This is a genomic window from Flavitalea flava, from assembly GCF_054461575.1.
In genome coordinates this window covers 122,446-140,267 of record NZ_JBTLQH010000002.1, presented here as the reverse complement: position 1 = coordinate 140,267, position 17,822 = coordinate 122,446, and the positions used below count along the sequence as shown (strand labels likewise).

The following is a 17,822-nucleotide window of genomic DNA, read 5'->3' as shown; positions in this document are numbered from 1 at the left end:
AATATCTCCGCATATGTTTAAGAACTATCTTAAAGTGGCGATCAGGAACCTTCTTAAAAGGAAGGTATACACACTGATCAATATTCTGGGACTGGCGACAGGGATGGCAGTTTGTATGCTAATCATCCTGTTCATCGGGCATGAGCTCAGTTATGATCATTTTCAGGGGAATGGAGACCGGATATACCGGGTAGTGCTTGACCGGAAATATCCGGAAAGAACAACTTCTTATGCTATCATTCCCTCCTCTATCGGTGGGGCCATCCGGAAGGAATTTCCGGAAGTAGAGGCTTCCACCGGGCTGATCGATCTCGTAGGGACGGGCTCACAATTTGTACAGATCGGTGAAAGGATCTTTGAAGAAAAAAAGGTGTTTTCTGCCGATTCAAATTTCTTCTGCGTTTTTAATATGGGGTTATTGGAAGGGGATACGGCTACTGCGCTGCGAAAACCCAATGCCGCGATCCTGAACGAACGGACGGCCAAAAAATATTTTGGATCTGCCGCTGCTGCGATCGGCAGGACCTTTGAAACCGATGGCCAGCGTCAATTTATGATCACTGGCATTTGCAGGGACTGGCCGGAAAATTCTCATATGCAGTTCGATATGCTGCTTTCCGCATCCAGCTTTCCATTTTTAAAGGAACCGAACTATACCGGGTTTTCAACCTATACCTATTTGCTGGTCCGTAAGAACATTTCCTCCTTTGCTCTCGAGGCTAAATTTCCAACGATCATCGAAAAATATGTATCGGGAGATATTGCCCGGAATTTTGGAGAAACCTTTCCCCAATTCCTGGCAGCAGGAAATGGTTATCATTATTATCTGCAGCCTTTGCAGCAGATTCATCTCACCTCCGACCTGGAGGCGGAGATCAAACCCAATGGTAGCAAACGGTCCGTAACAATCTTCGGGATCATCGCCATTTTTATTTTGGGAATTGCCTGTATCAATTTTATAAATCTTTCCACTGCACGCTCCGTAGAGAGGGCTAAGGAAGTAGGCATCCGTAAAACATTCGGTTCCGAGAAAAGAGCGCTTATCCTTCAATTTTTGCTGGAATCGGTTCTGGTCTCCCTGTTGAGCGTAGTTTTGGCAGTATTGCTGGTATTGGTGCTCTTACCTCTCTTTAACAGGATCTCGGGGAAGGAACTGAGCCTTGCCGGGTGGCTTGATCCTTTACGAATAAGCCTGATACTTGTTTTTGCGTTGGGGGTAGGTTTGATGGCAGGTTTTTATCCGGCATTTGTCTTATCCTCCTTTCAACCCATAAAAGTTTTAAAAGGAAAATTCCAGTCCAATAAATTTGGCACTGCATTACGCAACGGACTCGTTGTCTTTCAATTTGCGATATCCATTATCCTTATCATTTGTACCATTGTCGTCAACAGTCAGATGCGTTATATGCTGGGTGATAAACTGGGCTTCAGAAGGGATCACATTATTGAAATTGAACGTACCGACCTGGTGGATAGCAGGACCCGGGCATTTCGCAATGAGCTTTCCAAAATCTCCGGAGTAGAGGCCGTAAGCGGTGCCAGTACCTTACCCGGTGGGAATGGTTTCCAGGGAATCACCTTTCAGCAGGAAGGGGCAAGGGAACCGATGACGGGAAGGGGGATCATCGTGGATGATCAGTTTGCTTCCACCCTCGGGCTGGAGCTGAAAGAAGGACGTTTTTTCTCGGCAGCTTATGGCCTGGACTCTCTTTCCGTGGTGTTGAATGAGAGAGCGGTGAAGGCCATGGGATTAAAGGATCCGGTGATCGGTTCCCGTCTTAACACGACAAGCCCAGAGTTCAATGCACCCAATGGTTCACCGTATACTTATACGGTTGTGGGGGTGATAAGGGACTTTCATTTCCAGACCCTGCATCAGGCCATTGCGCCGTTAGTTTTTGCGAATGCGGCAAAATTCAGGGATATTACTCCGGTTACCTCGGTGAGGATAAAGGGGGAAGATTTCCGCAGCACGATCCTGGCCGTTGAGCAGACCTGGAAACAATTTGTTCCGAAGCGGCCCTTTCATTATTCCTTTCTCGATCAGAACCTGGCTTCCCAATATAAGGCGGAGCAGACTATTCAGCGTTTGTTCACCATCTTTTCCTTTCTCGCCATATTTATTGCCTGTATAGGTTTGTTGGGGCTTGCCGCTTATGCCACCCAGCAAAGGATAAGGGAGATCAGCATCCGGAAAGTATTGGGGGCGCACGCCGGAAATATTGTAGTTCTGCTTTCCCGGGACTTTATGAAGCTGGTCATTCTTTCCGCCATAGTTGCATTTCCCCTAGCCTGGCTGGCGATGCATAACTGGCTGCAGGGCTTTGCCTACCGGGTGACCCTCAGTTGGTGGATATTTGCCTTTGCAGGAGCATCAGCCTTGCTGATCACGCTGTTAACCATAAGTTTTCAGGCCATTAAGGCGGCATTAGCCAACCCGGTGAGAACCTTGAGGGCCGAATAGGTACAGGTCATTAAAATCTGTATCTTTTCTGTATCTTTCTGTATCTTTATTAGGTCCTCTTTCCGTTACCCTTTGCCCAATACACCCCCCGTCTCCTATTAGCTATCACTTATTATCTGTTACCCTCCACCTATACAAACGCCAAACCTTTCATCTATATGAAACTCATTCTGCTGCTAACTTCCTTAATTTGTTTCCTCGCCTTTATAAGCGCGAAAACCATTTTTCCCGCCAAAAAAATCTCAGTCTCTGCGGTGGAAAGAAGCACAGCGATAGGATGTGCTCCTGGTGAAACCAATTCCCCGGGGAGCAATCTTGCAGGAGCAGGCGGCAGGTTCATTCACGCATTACCGGGTTTGGGCCATCATCAATATGCCATTACCACGCAGAACGACAGCGCCAGGTTTTTTTTCAACCAGGGGCTGAATTTTTATTATAGTTATCATCTCCGGGAAGCGCTGGCCTCCTTCCGGGAAGCCGCACTGTTCGATTCTACGGCTGCCATGACCTACTGGGGGCAGGCTTTATCGATGGGCCCTTACTATAACATATATTACTATAAATTGAAGATGGGCATTCCTGCCGCATTGGCTGCTATGAACAGACATCGCGGCGGAGCCACCGAAAAAGAAAACGGTCTGATGGATGCTATTCAGCAACGATATTCTTACGATACGACTAATGCAGACCGCCCGCAATTGGACAGTTCATATGCCATGGCCATGTCTGGCCTTATCCGGCAATACCCCGAAGACAATGACATCAAGGCCTTATATATAGATGCGGTCATGCTGGAACATAAATGGGATTTCTGGAATACGGACAGAACCCCGAAAACCTGGACACCTGAGCTGGTAACGATTTGCGAAACGATACTTAAAAAAGATCCCCATCATCCCGGCGGCCTGCATTATTATATTCACCTTACCGAGGCTTCCGACAAACCGGAATTGGCATTGCCCTGGGCAAATGTGCTGAAGGAGGACATGCCGGGTGCGGGCCATATGGTGCATATGGCTACGCATAGTTATCAACGAAACGGTCTTTTTGTAAAAGGTGTTAAGGTCAACGAAGACGCCAATGCCGTTGTCAACCGGGAGGATTCTTTGTCGCCTGAGATAGGCCTGGGTAAAAACAAACTCATTCATGTTTATGAAGTACAATCCTATTGTGCGATGAACGCCGGTATGTACAGCAAGGGAATGCCGCTTTATTTGCGGGCCCGGGAAAGGTTATTGGCAGGCAAACCCTCCTTTGAACAGGATCCTGATGCGCAATTTGTGTATATGTTTCCTGTGTTGGCTTGGGTAAGACTGGGTAAATGGGAGGAGATACGGCAGTCACCAGCGCCTGATAATAAATGGAAATATGCATCCATACTCTATCATTTTGCGTCAGGTCTTGCCAATGTCCATCACAAAGATCTTCCGACGGCAAAAGCAGATCTTGATAGCCTGGAAGGGAATCTGCAGGACAGCCTGCTTGGCATACGTATTATGCCCTTTAATAAGCCCGTCCAATGCGGCCGTATTGCAGCCGGGATCCTCCGTGGAGAAATTTTATTTGCCGAAGGCAAACAGGACGAGGCACTTGCAGCTTTTAATCTTGCCGTGCAGGAGGAAGATGAGCTGATCTATTCGGAACCCCCGGAATGGCTTATTCCAGTCCGCCAATATTTAGGGCTCTGTCTTTTAAAAATGCACCAAACAAAAGAAGCCGAAAAAGTATACAGGGACGACCTGAGCCGCAATCCCGGCAATGGCTGGTCCCTTCTGGGCCTTTATCAAAGCCTGATGGCTCAGCACAAACCTGCCGAAGCCGCAGGGTATAAACTAAAATACCAAACAGCATTCGAAGCCTCCGATGTGAATCCGGTTGCCTCGGTGTTTTAGAACCGTCATCCGCCGCTCAAAATAGTTTTTTTTCTGAACACTGATACCGGAAATTGTGTAGGATAGTCAAAATAATTCATTTTTGACAGCATGAAAATAATTCTCCGGTTGAGACAGTATCGATAAGGCATTCCGGTCTCTTACGAATGTCATGGATAAGAAAATAAAAAATCATACCAATATAGGCGGAAAGCTGGCAGCCTTATTTATAGCGATAATCTTACTATCGGCCTGTGCTTCCGATCCGGGAAAAAAGGATTCCAAACCGGCTATTAACCGCCTGGGGCAGCGGATTTATCAGGATACTGCATTTTGGCAGGATTTCAGTATAAAATATTATCTTCCTCAAAATAAAAAAGATAAGAGGAGTCTTTACCAGGTATCCGCAGACCGTAATCGTAATATACAGATCTCCTCTTCCGAAGGATTGCTCATACCTTATCATGGACATTTTCTTGAGCCGGGCGAGTTGCTGCCGGTAAAGACCTATCGTTATATGCAACACATGCAGATCAATTCTGTAATAGTTTACCAGGATCAGTTCGTCTATACAGACAGAAAGGCCGTCTTCTCGAATGCCTGGGCAGGTAGCTTGTCCCTTGACCATGGAATGCATAACCCGTCCGTCCTGGCGGGGGGTAAGGATTTTGATTTTCTTATTGCAGACGGCAGGTCCCTGGTTTATTCGGATAAGGAAGGCAGGAAACGCTGGGAGAAACCGATTGACCGGGTAACCTCCATTAAATTCAATGGAGCGAGCAACCAATTCCTGGTACTTTCCCCAGATTCATTATGGTCGTTTAATCCTGCCGCCAAAAAACTTTCCCTGATTTTTTCCGGTGCAGGACTGACCTGTGTCACGTTTGCGAAGGGCGGAGATAAAATCGTATTGGGGACTACCAACGGATATCGATGGTTGAAAATTTCCGGTGCTTCCGGTGGAGAGTTGATAAACCAGATTCCCTGCCCTGAACTGACCGACGTGGAGGAGATAAAAGGAGAATTGTGGTTTGGTTCTACGGAGGGCGCTTTTAAATTGAACGCAGAAAATAAATATGATTATTATGCATCTCAGCGCTGGTTGCCGGATAACCATGTCGTGGATATTGCCCCGGGCCCCGACGGGAGTGTACTGATACTAACGAAGACGGGATTGGGCCAGATTTGTTTTAAAAAGATGACCCTTCAGGAAAAGGCCATGGTCCTCGAGGAACAAACAAGGAAATACCATATTCGTTATGGCTTTAGTTGCAGCGGAGGGGGCATGACAAATGGTAATCTGTCGGAAATGACCCTTTCGGATTCGGATAATGATGGCCTATGGACGGCTATGTATCTCGGTGGGCAGCTTTTCCGGTATGCCGCTACGAAGGATCCTGAAGCCTGGGAAAACTGTAAAGAAGCGCTCATGGGCTTTGAAAGATTGTACAGCATAACCGGGATGCCGGGTCTGCCGGCAAGGGCTTATGAGAAAAGGGGATATGAATCTTCCGGTTATACCAATGCGTTGAATGAAGAGAACAGGCAGCTTTTTGAAAAAACCGGATACGATGTCAAAACTTCTCCATGGCGCAAGGGGACCGATAGTGGCTGGGTTTGGAAATCCACCACAAGCAGCGATGAAGTACTGGGGCATTTCTTTGCGCTTTCCCTTTTTGCCGACCTGGCTGATGATCCGATATGGAAAGACAGGGCAAAAAAACTACTGACAGGGCTTTCCGAACATCTGATTAAAAATAATCTCTACCTGATAGACTGGAACGGGCAGCCGACGACCTGGGGGAAATGGAATCCCGGGTATGTCAATGGGTTTCCCCCTCAGGTAGGGGACCGGAAGATTACATCGTCTAATATTACCGGATTTCTGCAGGCAGCCTATCATTTTACCAAAGACGAGAAGTATAAACAAGAGATACTGACGCTATTTAAAAAACATGGTTATCTGGAAAACCTCGCCCGACCGATGAAAGAGATCGGAAAAATCGAGAGGAAAGAAGCAGGGAAAATTAGTGACTGGTCGGAAATGCTTTCCGAAGAATGGAATCATTCCGATGACGAAATGTATTTTCTGGGTTACTGGTGCCTCTATCCCTATGCCCTGAATGAGGAACTGAAAGGGAAATATAAGGAGGCGATCCGTGATCATTGGGAGATGCTGCGACCGGAAAAAGATCCCTTATGGAATTTTACTTATGCTATGACGGGCGCGAAAGATTTTGATCTGGAAGAATCGATTTGGTGGCTTAAGAGACATCCCCTGGATCATATTTATTGGGACATTGAAAATTCACGCAGGCATGATATAGAAAGACTCCCGAAGAATTTTATGGGCCGGTCCGCAAAGGAAATCATATCCCCTTCGGAAGGAATCATGAAAAAACATAATCAGACCGGTTTTGATCTGGGTATGAGCGGTCAAGGTAGTTCTGAAGAGACACCAGGGGATGTATGGCTCTTGCCTTACTGGATGGGCCGTTATCTGGATATAATCTCATCTCCCGTTGAATGATTGGACTTATGGTCTTCCTTTGATTTTCGCCTGTTTTTAACCTATATCTGCGATACAGGTAATCGTAAGATTAAAAAGGTCGCACAGCCATAGTGCGTCTTACTTTGCAGCTTCCTATACATTAGGCAGCGAGTACTAAAAAAATTGACTGATTTTACCCATCTATACTCACTTACTCAAGAGGCGACCCGATGCTATATCGCCAATGACGCTTTATTTTCTTAACTACCATTAAAAAAGACATATTTAGTAAAGAAAATTCGCGACAGAGGTGATATAGCACCGGGAACCGCCAAAAGTCTACTTTCAGTCTTAAGCAATTACCTTCCCCGCAGAAACATATTTAATTTCCCCATCTCCATACTGTTTCACATCGTTCAGTACGGCATCTCCCGAATAATGAATATATCCTTCTCCATAATGGCTGATGGATATGTTTTTAGCGGCATACAGATCTACATTTCCTTCGGCCCTGTTCAGGATTGAAAGATCGTCAGCTTCCAGGTCTATGGAGTTAAAATTGCCCTCGCTTTGATTTTTAATCGTAATAAAGGAACATTTGCCTTTGATCAGTACATTGCCCACCGAGGCGCATAAGATCTTAATGGCCGGGGCGATGAGGTCCAGTTCCGTATTCCCGATACTTTGGATCTTTATTTCGATTGGACTGGCAAGGGAAACAGGCGAGGGGCAAACAACATCCGCCCCGTCGTTGCGAACATACAATACATCGATCTGCCTTAGGAAGACCTGTATCTTACAACTTGTACAAACGGGTTTTTTGAATTTGCCTTCCGTCGTCACATAGAGCGTCCTGCCGGAATTGACGATCTCGAAATATTCCAGCAGATTGGCATCGGTTTCGACGATTACCTTTTCTTCTTCGGACTGATGTAGTTCGATCAATCCTTTCCCTGATAAGTGGAGGCGTAGGAATGAGCTCACGGGAAATACTTTGGAAACGATGTTTCCGTCACCTTTAACTTCGATCATTTGTCTTAGATTTTTAAAGTTTAACATTTAATACTTAATTTGTCGTTCCTCTTTTGCAAAAGCGTAACTTTCTGACACAAAACTAGGGTGCGCCGTTCCGGCAGGCTTGTACCAAACGGAGTAAAACTTATATATCACGGAGCTATGGGATTCGAAGTAAAAAATAAGGATGGAGATAGTTTGTATAAAGAAAATCCTTTGGGGGAAGATCCCGGGAAAAATGCCGGCAAGTATTCTGCAAAGGTCTCTGCAAATAATCCTGCACCGGAAAAATTCCGAACGGAATCCTTTAGCGTACCGCTCCCTTTTGGAACCATACAGGCGACCCAATGGTTTTTTGATGGGATTAAAATGAGTTTTTCCGAATCCGTATTTAATAAACCCATGGTATTGGACTGGAAGGGAGATTCGGAAATGATCACCATGCATTTTAACCTGAAGGGAAAAGTGTCCATTTTGGATAAGGACCTGCCACAAGGTTTTGAGTTATCGGCCAATCAGCACAATATGTTTTATGGAAAAGAGGCGGAGGGGCAAATGAAGGTGGAGGAGCTAAATATGAGCTCTTTTTTAATACAATTTTCGCGGGACGCCTTTTTAAAAATTGCGGGTGATGGCAATGATGCGTTACAACGCTTTGCAGATAGGGTAGGCGCCGGAAAGCCGGTCGCTTTTTCCGAATTCAATCTTAATATCGATCTCAACTTACAAAATTGTATCCGGTCCATCCTGCATTGTAAATATTCCGATCTGCTGAAAAGGATGTTCTTTTTGTCCAGGTCAATCGAGATGTTGGTCCTACAGGCGGAATCCTTTGACCGGTCAATGGATAAGAAGCTCCAATATATTAAAAAGGATTACGACAAGGAACGGCTGCTGTTTGCCCGGGATTATTTAATAAAGAATTTGGAATGTCCGCCAACCCTGACGGAATTGTCGAAGATCGCAGGTATCAATGAGTATAAGTTAAAACGGGGCTTTAAGGAAACCTTTAACCAAACCGTATTTGAATACCTCTCCGATACGCGTCTGGAAATGGCCAGGATCGATCTGTTGGAAAAGAAAAAGTCCCTGACAGAAATTGCTTTCGCCCTGGGGTACTCCTCGTTACAGCATTTTAGCGCCGCCTTCAAAAAGAAATTCGGTATTTCCCCTGGAAAGATCAGGTAAGGTCAGGCGTGTCCGCTGCTCTTCTTTAAGCCCCGCTGCCGACCGGGCTTTTCGTTGCAAGTCCTCGCTAATCCTTCGCTTCGCTTGGTTAAACTCCGGGCTTTCCACTGCAATCCCTCACGCAAAACGATGCGCTTTTTTTTCTCGATATTGTTTCCAAATATTCTTATGGCTCCCGGGGTATATCACCTCTGTCACCAATTTCCAAATATTCTGATGGCTCCCAGGGTATATCAACTCTGTCGCCAATTTTCTTTTAATGTCAATGTCTTTTTTAATGGTAGTTAAAGAAAATAAAGCGCCATTTGCGATATACCGCCGGGCAGCCACTTGGTAATTGTACAATGGCCATATTTAATGCGATCAGTGGGTATTTCCTCAGTATGCTGTTCTTGCAATAAGTTGCAGTACGTTCATTTTTTGTTGCGCTCAATTTCATATTCAATCTTATCGCAATGATGGCATACCATTCGGTGTTTGCACAAATGCTCCAATTTTGTTTTCTCTGGTCACTCCATTCATTTTGTAATAGTTACTGCCGCATCGAAAGCATCAAGGCAGCGGGGTATATAAAAATTTGACATTTTTTTCGAGTAGTTACTGAAGCCTAATAGTGGCTCGGCCGATTATTAACAAATGCCCGGCTATATCCATCGCCCATGAGAAAAAACAGACAAATTTTTATATACCCCGCTGCCTATGCACCCCACCCGCCAATCCAGCAAAATGACAAAATCAACCGGCAAATTTGCAAATATGTAGTCAACTACGTATATTTGTACATAAAATCACCAGACCATGCACAAATCCACAGAAAGGAGCATATCCATAGAGCCAATCGGCAACAAATACGGCAAGGAAATCGTAGACATCATCTTACCCATTCAGCAACTGGAATTTAATGTGCCCATCACGCTGGAGGACCAGCCCGATCTGCTGGACATCGAAAAGAACTACCAGGGGTCGGGTGGCGGTTTCTGGGGAGCCAAGGTTGACGGCAGGGTAGTAGGGACGATCGGACTGATCAACATCGGCGGCAAGGGCGGAGCGATACGAAAAATGTTCGTTCGCAAAGAATTCAGGGGTAAGGAATTGGGAATTGCACAACAATTACTGGATACGCTGATCGTATCCTGCAGGGAAAAAAATATAACGGATCTTTATCTGGGTACGGTAGACCGGCTACACGCAGCCCTCCGGTTTTATGAACGGAACGGATTCCGTCAAATAAACAAATCGGAATTGCCCGGATCGTTTCCGGTTATGGGAGCGGATAATGTCTTTTGTCATCTGGATCTTGGCCATTAACCAAAAGCAGATTACTACCAGGACATAATTATTATTATATCTTATCCATAAATTATAAAATCTTATCTAATAGCTGCATATGAACATCATTGACCAGTCCGGTATTTTGGCCATTTCCACCCGTTTACAACGACTGGGAGATCAGTTACGAAAGGATGGACATCTGATTTATAAGGCTTGTGGGATTGATTTTGAGCCAAAGTGGTTCCCGGTGATTTATATCCTGAAACAGAAGCCTGTCCTCAGTGTCGTGGAGATCGCCCAGGAGATTGGGTATAGTCATCCTTCGACGATCAGCCTGTTAAAAGAACTGGAAAAACTAAAGCTGATCCGTTCCAGGAAGGATAAAATGGACGAAAGGAAGCGGCTGTTATCCCTTACAGACAAGGGAAAGACGCTGGTCGGGCAAATGAAACCGGTCTGGATCATCATGGAGGAGGCGCTCGCCTCCCTTACCGATACGACCAATAACCTGATGAAGGCCATTGAAGAGGTGGAACAGCAGATGGAGCGGCAAAGTTTTTTTCAGCGGGCGCAACAGGCAAAAAGCAGGGTGTCAACCAGGCCGCAGACATAATCGGGAAAGGTAGATCCGGTAAAGGTTTGAGGTGTGCCGGTTTGTAAGGCCGATAAAGATGGGATTTCTTTTTTCTGGTAGATCTTCCGGTGCAAAAAATGAAGGAAAATAAAAAAGAATTAAAATTGCACTTTGTACTTTTAATTCTTTTTCTTTAGATTTGACACAGGGCATTAACTAATTGTTATGTTGCTTTGCACTTAAATTTTCAGACCTATCCTTTTATTAGCTTTGCGGAATCGATGAAAATAAGCATCGGAATTATACCGGAAATGATTAAACGCAAACATTTACCCTGTACGAGTCCCATATCTTGTAAGAACTAACTGTTTGCAGAAAAAGAAGTTAACCACCACCTAAAACAACGCTTTATGAAAAAGAGTCTCTTCGCGGCGTCCATGCTTGGAATGCTTGCCTTTTCCCTCATAATCTTTTCCTGCAAAAAAAGTAACAACCAGCCGGTTGATTCCGGAAAAACCAAGATAGTAACAGGCTCCTGGACGCAATCAGATATTGTATTAGGTGTGGATGTATCTGTTAAGGTCGGCGGCACAAAATATTCCTTCCCGGCCGGTACCAGTGTGATCACCAATCCTTATCTGCAGGCATTCGGGGTTTCCCAATTTTTCGAGCCTACGACAGCGAATATCTACAGTTTTACCGGAGATGGCGCTTATAAGATCGATGGAAAGACGGATGTGATCCTGCCTGTAGCCGGAAACGCAGGAGTCTGGGCTCTTGATGTGTATGATGCCGTGTTGAAACTGACTTCCCCCGATAAAAAGAACGATCCGCATTGGATCAACGCTATCTCGTCGGATTCTTTATCGCTTTCCATGATCGTTGACATTCCCGGTCTTGGCACTGCACCACTGAATTTGTTATTGGTTAAACAAAAATAAGACCGGCCCCGCGCCCTGGCGCAGCCGGAGAATTTGTTCTATCATTTTAAAAAAGGTCCGAAACTTGTCTGCCATCCCCCTATATAACGATCAGGAGCTGCTTGTGCTTATCGCCGAAGGCGATGAGCGGGCTTTCGGCCGGTTCTATCACCAGACGAATGCGGGGATTTACAATGCGGTCATGGCTTACGTAAAGGAACCCCATGCCGCCCGCGAAATAGTGCAGGTAGTTTATATCAAAGTTTGGGATCACCGCAAAAATCTCGTGGCGGTCCGCAGTTTACAGAACTACCTTTTTATTCTCGCACGGAATGCGACCTTCGACCATCTCAAAAAGGTAACGGCCGAGAACCGTTGCCTGGCGGGACTCAGGGAGCATGCAGCCCAGTTGAATGACAATGTCATGGTGCATATGGAAGAAAGAGAATGCGGACATTTAATAAATCAGGTCATCTCCCGTCTTCCCGGCCGTCAGCGGGAAGTTTATCTGCTGGCCAGCGAACAGGAAATGAGTTACGAGGAAATAGCCACCAGCATGCAGGTTTCCCGTTTTACCGTCAAAAGACACCTTGAACTCGCACGTCGCTTTGTGCGCAAGTACATCCATCATCATCTTCAGGGCCAGGCCCTTCTTCCGCTGTTTATTTTACTGGCTTCCCTTTTTCAATAAATTTTCAAAAAAAGTTTATCCTTCATTGGGCCATTGATCTTTTTGCGGCGTCTTTACTATGAATGCCCCAGCAAATGACCCGTGAACGTTTTAAATATCTTTTCAACTTGTACAAGACAGGCCGTCTTGCCTTCGAAGATTGGGAGGAACTGCGTCTGGCTATACAGGAAGGAAGTCATGACGAACAACTGCGGGTAGATTTTTTTCAACTGGTGGAAAGCGACAGGGTACACGAAACCTGGAGCCCGGAACTGGAAGCCGCCATGTGGCAGCAGATCAGGCGTGGATCGTCCCGGTCGGATCAACAAAAAGAGCTTCAGCAGGAACAACTGCATATTCCATCCAAAGATCAATTTCCATTCAAAGATCAATCCGGCGATCATTCCAATGATCTGCTGAGGATCGCTGCTTTTGACGGTGGTCTTACCATTTCTCCCCGGCGCAGACGGTTGGCAATTAGACGTAAACTCCGGTTTGCGGCAATAGCAGCATCCCTTTTATTTTTTGTGGCAACGGCCTGGTGGTTCAGTCTCCAACACCTGCAAAACCCATTGGCGAAAAAAACTGATCTGCATAAAATCCAGCAGGACAGCATAGTGACCCCCGGAACCGATAAAGCGGTCCTGATCCTGGCCAGTGGGGAGCGGATATTGCTGGATAGCGCTGGGAACGGGCAGATTGCCCGGCAGGGGGCAACAAAGATCATCAAGCTGAACGGGATGCTATCCGTATCCGGACCCAGAGGTGCTGGAAAAGGAGCCGCGTCCGTATCCTCCATGGAGAATCACCCCGAAAGACAATATAATACCATCCTGACCCCCCGTGGCGGCCAATTCGAGATCGTGCTTTCCGATGGAAGCAGGGTGTGGCTTAACTCGTCTTCATCCCTGCGGTTTCCGACTGTTTTTTCAGGGGACAAACGGGAAGTGGAACTGACCGGAGAGGCCTACTTCGAGATAGAGCCGGCAGTGGCCGAAGGGAACAATGCCCGTGGCCATGGGAAAATTCCTTTTGAAGTGAATATCGCTGCTGCATCCGGAGGGAAAGGCATGAAAATACAGGTATTGGGTACGAGTTTCAATGCCATGGCCTATCCGGATGAAAAGACCATCAATACGACCCTGTTGCAGGGAGCCGTGATCGTTTCAGACGGAGACCTGGCAAAAAGACTGGCACCCGGTGAACAGGCTGCACTTAACCGGCCAGGTCATCAGTTGTCCGTCAGTCAGGCAGATACCCGCAAGGCGATCGCCTGGAAGAACGAGCTTTTCGAATTCGATCATACGGACCTGGCCTCGATCATGCGCCAGTTGGCCCGTTGGTATGATATCGAGGTCGTTTACCGGGTTACCCCCGATGAAACGGAATTGGGCGGAAGCCTTAGTAAGAATTTGAATTTGAAGGAAGTGCTTGAACTGCTGGAAGGGAATGGCATCAACCATTTTAAGATAGAAGGCAGAAAAGTACTGGTACTTCCTTAAGGTATAAGGTATAAAAAAGGCCGGAAGGTGCTGCGAACACCCCCGGCTTACAGTTATGGATCACATATTACATCACCCAAACTCGTGCAAATTTATGCAATTAAGGGCTTTTTGCAACCATCCGTTTATAAAACGGAGGTTGTCATCCAAAACTCTTTTGGTTATGAAACTAACCGCTTTTTGGCTCTTGGCTATCTGTCTACAGGTAAGTGCCAGTAGTTTCTCGCAGAAAGTGACCCTTTCTGTCCGGAATGCCTCCCTTAAAAAGGTGTTCAAAGAAATTACCCGGCAGACAGGCGTGTCTTTTGTATATAAAGAAGCCTTACTGGAGGGAATGGACCCTGTCAGTATCCGGGTAAAGGATGCCACCATACAGGAAGTGCTGGACGATTGTCTGAAAGGGCAACAGATCGGGTACCAGCTGTTGGGGAAAAGTATTGTCATTAAAAAAAATATCCCCCTTCCGGTAGCGTTGGCGGTTGATTCTTCGCAGATCGCCCCTCTTCCGCCCAGGGAGATAAGAGGATATGTGCGAACAGTCAACGGCGGTCCGCTCGAATTTGTGACCGTTACGGAAAAGGGTACGTCCAATGCCTCCAGAACCAATAACAGCGGTAATTTCAAACTAAAGGTTTCGGGGCCGGAAGCTGTGTTGGTATTTTCTTCGGTTGGTTTTAAAACCGTAGAATTTTCACTGAATGGCCGCACGCAGATCGAAGTGATCCTGGAAACTTCTTCCCAGGAACTATCCAATGTGGTCGTTACTGCACTGGGTATTACCAGGTCCAAACGTTCGCTTGGTTATTCTGTTGAAGAAGTCGGCGGAAAAGAATTTACCCGTGTTTCGCAGGAAAATATGCTGAATGGTCTGGCCGGTAAGGTCGCAGGGGTTACGATCAATTCGACCAGCGGAACCGGTTCATCGGTGAGTATGGTCATCCGGGGGGCAACTTCGCTGAGCAGCGATAACCAGCCTCTTTTTGTAATAGATGGTGTACCCATTGCCAATACCCTGAACAATATCAGCCAGGTAGGAGATGACAACCGGGTGGATTATGGTAATGCCCTTTCCAGTATCAATCCGGAAGATATAGAGAGCGTTTCGATCCTGAAAGGACCGAGCGCCGCGGCGTTATATGGATCCCGTGCCGGTAATGGTGTCGTACTGATCACCACCAAATCAGGACGTGGATCAAAAAAGATGACCGTGACCGTTACTTCCAATACGGTTTTCGATAAACCTTATAAATTCCTGAAATTCCAGAAAAAATTCGGTTCGGGACAATTCTCCGGCATACCCACTTCGGTGAGCGGTAATTTGTTGTCCAATCCCTTTGGAAGCCTGATCCAGGAGAACGTGGTAGGTACCTATGGGGCTGAACTCGACAGAGGGTATGAAGAAGTGCAGTGGAACAGCCCGATTGATTCCTCCGGTAATCCCATTGCCATGCCGCTGGTCTCTCACAAGGATAATATAAAGAACTTTGTACAGACAGGGATCACCAGCATTAACGGAGTATCTGTCGCTAACAATAACGACCAGATGTTCTATCGGCTTTCTTATGCGAACATGTCGAACCGCGGTATCATTCCCGGTTCCGATCTTTACCGCAACAGCCTTAGCCTGAACTCCGGAATAAAAGTCAATAAATCTCTACGTATCAGTACGAATCTGGATTTCAGCCGCAACAACTCCAATAACCGTCCTGCCGGCGAAAGAGGTACCAACCCTTTGCAATGGGCCTATAATGTTTCCCCGCATACGGATATAAGAGATCTGAAAAATTATTGGATGCCCGGACAGGAAGGAATTCAACAGCGTTCCCAATACAAGGGAGAATACAACAACCCTTATTTCCTTGCCTATGAAGTGAAGAACGGTTTTGTGCGTGACCGGGTATTCGGAAGTGTGAAGGCAGAATGGCAGATCAGCCCGGCCTTCAGCTTTATGGCCCGGTATGCCCTGGATACCTATAATGAAAAAAGAGAGACGAAGATCTCCCAAAGTTATACCAACGATCCGGGAGGATCCTATGGTGTTCTCAACCTGAATACTTTTGAAAGTAATGCAGACTTCCTGCTTACTTATAAAAAGGAGTGGAGAGACATCACCCTGTCGGTTTCGGGTGGCGGCAATACCCGGTATCAGAATGGTTCGAATATCCGGACGGCTACCAAGAATGGTACCGGTCTGATCGTGCCTGGTGTATTTACCATTCAGAACATACTGCCGGATAACCTGGACTATTCCAGCAGTTCCTACAAAAAAGGGGTTAATAGTGTGTATGGCCTGGCCAATATCGGTTATAAGGATATGATCTACCTGGATGTTACGGCCCGTAATGACTGGTCCAGCACATTGCCTAATGCCCAGCCCTATTTTTATCCTTCGGCTTCTTTAAGTCTGCTGGTTAATGAAATAGCGGGTATTCATTCACGTACCATTGATCAGATCAAGGTACGCGGCGGCATAGCCCAGGTGGGTAATGATGCGAACCCCTATCAGTATCAGACCGTGCTGGGCAATTCCGGGGCATGGGGGGGTATTCCCCGTTTGGGTACCTCCGGCACCCTGCTCAATCCGAATCTGAAACCGGAAATCGCCACTTCTTATGAAGGAGGTATCGACGTGAATATGTATAAAGGCCGTCTGCGTTTTGCAGGAACCTATTACATGGTAGAGAATAAAAATCAGATTTTTAATACCAAGCTGCCTCCGTCCTCAGGCAGTTCATCGCAAACGATCAATGCCGGTTTGCTACGGAGCAAAGGGATCGAATTATCCCTGGGAGGTACACCTATCCAGACCAGAAGCTGGAAATGGGATATCAATGCCAACCTGACCCGCACCCGGACAAAAATCGTCGAACTTCCGGAAGGCATGCCTTATTTCACGCTTTGGGAAGATGCCAAAGGCGGGGCTTGGACTTACAAGGGAGAGACGATCGGTGATATCTACGATGCAAAAATGGTGACTGTTACGGATAAGGCTTCTCCATATTATGGTTATCCTTTGCTGGATGCAACCGGCAAATGGCAATCCGTGGATGCCATCAATACAAAAAACAAGATCGGCAATTTTAACCCTGACTTTATCCTGGGTTTCCAATCCACGATCTCCTACAAAAGTTTCTCCTTAAGCTTTACGCTTGACTGGAGAAGCGGCGGAGATTTTGTATCCCAGACCTATCGTTATGGCGAGGAGAACGGGCAATCCTCCCTGTTTTATGACAACCTGATCAATCCGGGTAACAAATCGGGACAGGGTTTGAAGGATTACCTGGTAACCAACCAGGATAAAATGATCCGAAGTACGGGTAATAACTTTCCGCTGGTCGGAGGGCCTACTCCACAATATAATGGATATCCTTTCATCTTCGGACCTTATACCCTGCCTTTCGGAGGTGTGTTTGTGCCGGGCGTACGGGCATCCGGATTCGATGCACAGGGTAACCCAACCGGCTATATCGAGAACCTGGGTCAGAATATCAATCAGCCCAATGGAACGCAGGTACTTCCTTATGCCGGCGCCACAGCCTGGAGCTTTACCAGGGCCTTCACTTTTCCGGCTTCTTATCTTAAGCTGAGGGAAATATCCTTTGCTTATGAGCTGCCTTCGAAGTTCATTCATTCGATCGGCGGGCAAAATGCCAGTATCTCCGTATACAGCCGCAACATCATCTTATGGACGGCAGCCAAGGTCAATATCGATCCGGAAAACGCCTTCCAGCCTTCCACCGATGTGCAGGGCTCGGGCGTACAGTTCAAACAAGGGATAGAAAGATATAACGTCAACCCATGGGTTATACCTGTCGGGATAAAATTGAACGTAATATTTTAAGCAACCATTAATTCT

The 17,822-nt window shown here is 46.5% G+C and carries 11 protein-coding genes; 10 read left to right on the top strand and 1 reads right to left on the bottom strand.

Features of this window, described 5'->3' with window-relative positions:
• Positions 1 to 13: 13 nt before the first annotated feature.
• The 3 genes from ACX0G9_RS03115 (at position 14) to ACX0G9_RS03105 (ending at position 6,865) form a co-directional block, all read left to right on the top strand.
• Positions 14 to 2,464, top strand: a complete 2,451-nt coding sequence (locus ACX0G9_RS03115) for an ABC transporter permease (protein ID WP_459063386.1) — start codon at positions 14 to 16, stop codon at positions 2,462 to 2,464.
• Positions 2,465 to 2,622: 158 nt separating this feature from the next.
• The gene (locus ACX0G9_RS03110) at positions 2,623 to 4,356 is read left to right on the top strand and encodes a tetratricopeptide repeat protein (RefSeq protein ID WP_459063385.1); all 1,734 of its coding nucleotides are present in this window, start codon (positions 2,623 to 2,625) and stop codon (positions 4,354 to 4,356) included.
• Between the two features lie 151 nt (positions 4,357 to 4,507).
• A complete protein-coding gene (locus tag ACX0G9_RS03105; RefSeq protein WP_459063384.1) occupies positions 4,508 to 6,865 on the top strand; it encodes a hypothetical protein in 2,358 nt (785 codons plus the stop codon).
• Between the two features lie 312 nt (positions 6,866 to 7,177).
• Here the strand turns inward: ACX0G9_RS03105 and ACX0G9_RS03100 are convergent, their stop codons facing one another.
• Positions 7,178 to 7,858 (bottom strand): GIN domain-containing protein, encoded by a 681-nt coding sequence (locus ACX0G9_RS03100; protein ID WP_459063383.1) that lies wholly within the window; start codon positions 7,856 to 7,858, stop codon positions 7,178 to 7,180.
• A 144-nt stretch (positions 7,859 to 8,002) separates the two neighbouring features.
• Between ACX0G9_RS03100 and ACX0G9_RS03095 the strand changes: the two genes are divergently transcribed.
• The 7 genes from ACX0G9_RS03095 to ACX0G9_RS03065 all read left to right on the top strand — a co-directional run bounded on the left by ACX0G9_RS03095 (position 8,003) and on the right by ACX0G9_RS03065 (position 17,807).
• The gene (locus ACX0G9_RS03095; protein ID WP_459063382.1) at positions 8,003 to 9,028 is read left to right on the top strand and encodes a helix-turn-helix transcriptional regulator; all 1,026 of its coding nucleotides are present in this window, start codon (positions 8,003 to 8,005) and stop codon (positions 9,026 to 9,028) included.
• Positions 9,029 to 9,826: 798 nt separating this feature from the next.
• The gene (locus tag ACX0G9_RS03090; protein WP_459063381.1) at positions 9,827 to 10,336 is read left to right on the top strand and encodes a GNAT family N-acetyltransferase; all 510 of its coding nucleotides are present in this window, start codon (positions 9,827 to 9,829) and stop codon (positions 10,334 to 10,336) included.
• A 79-nt stretch (positions 10,337 to 10,415) separates the two neighbouring features.
• The gene (locus ACX0G9_RS03085; RefSeq protein WP_459063380.1) at positions 10,416 to 10,913 is read left to right on the top strand and encodes a MarR family winged helix-turn-helix transcriptional regulator; all 498 of its coding nucleotides are present in this window, start codon (positions 10,416 to 10,418) and stop codon (positions 10,911 to 10,913) included.
• Positions 10,914 to 11,284: 371 nt separating this feature from the next.
• On the top strand, positions 11,285 to 11,815 hold the full coding sequence (locus ACX0G9_RS03080) for a hypothetical protein (RefSeq protein ID WP_459063379.1): 531 nt from the start codon (positions 11,285 to 11,287) through the stop codon (positions 11,813 to 11,815).
• A gap of 64 nt (positions 11,816 to 11,879) precedes the next feature.
• The gene (locus ACX0G9_RS03075; protein WP_459063378.1) at positions 11,880 to 12,485 is read left to right on the top strand and encodes an RNA polymerase sigma factor; all 606 of its coding nucleotides are present in this window, start codon (positions 11,880 to 11,882) and stop codon (positions 12,483 to 12,485) included.
• A 74-nt stretch (positions 12,486 to 12,559) separates the two neighbouring features.
• Positions 12,560 to 13,966: a FecR family protein gene (locus ACX0G9_RS03070; RefSeq protein WP_459063377.1), complete on the top strand. Its 1,407-nt coding sequence runs from the start codon at positions 12,560 to 12,562 to the stop codon at positions 13,964 to 13,966.
• A gap of 163 nt (positions 13,967 to 14,129) precedes the next feature.
• Positions 14,130 to 17,807, top strand: coding sequence for a SusC/RagA family TonB-linked outer membrane protein (locus ACX0G9_RS03065; RefSeq protein WP_459063376.1), 3,678 nt, complete (start codon positions 14,130 to 14,132; stop codon positions 17,805 to 17,807).
• Positions 17,808 to 17,822 lie beyond the last annotated feature (15 nt).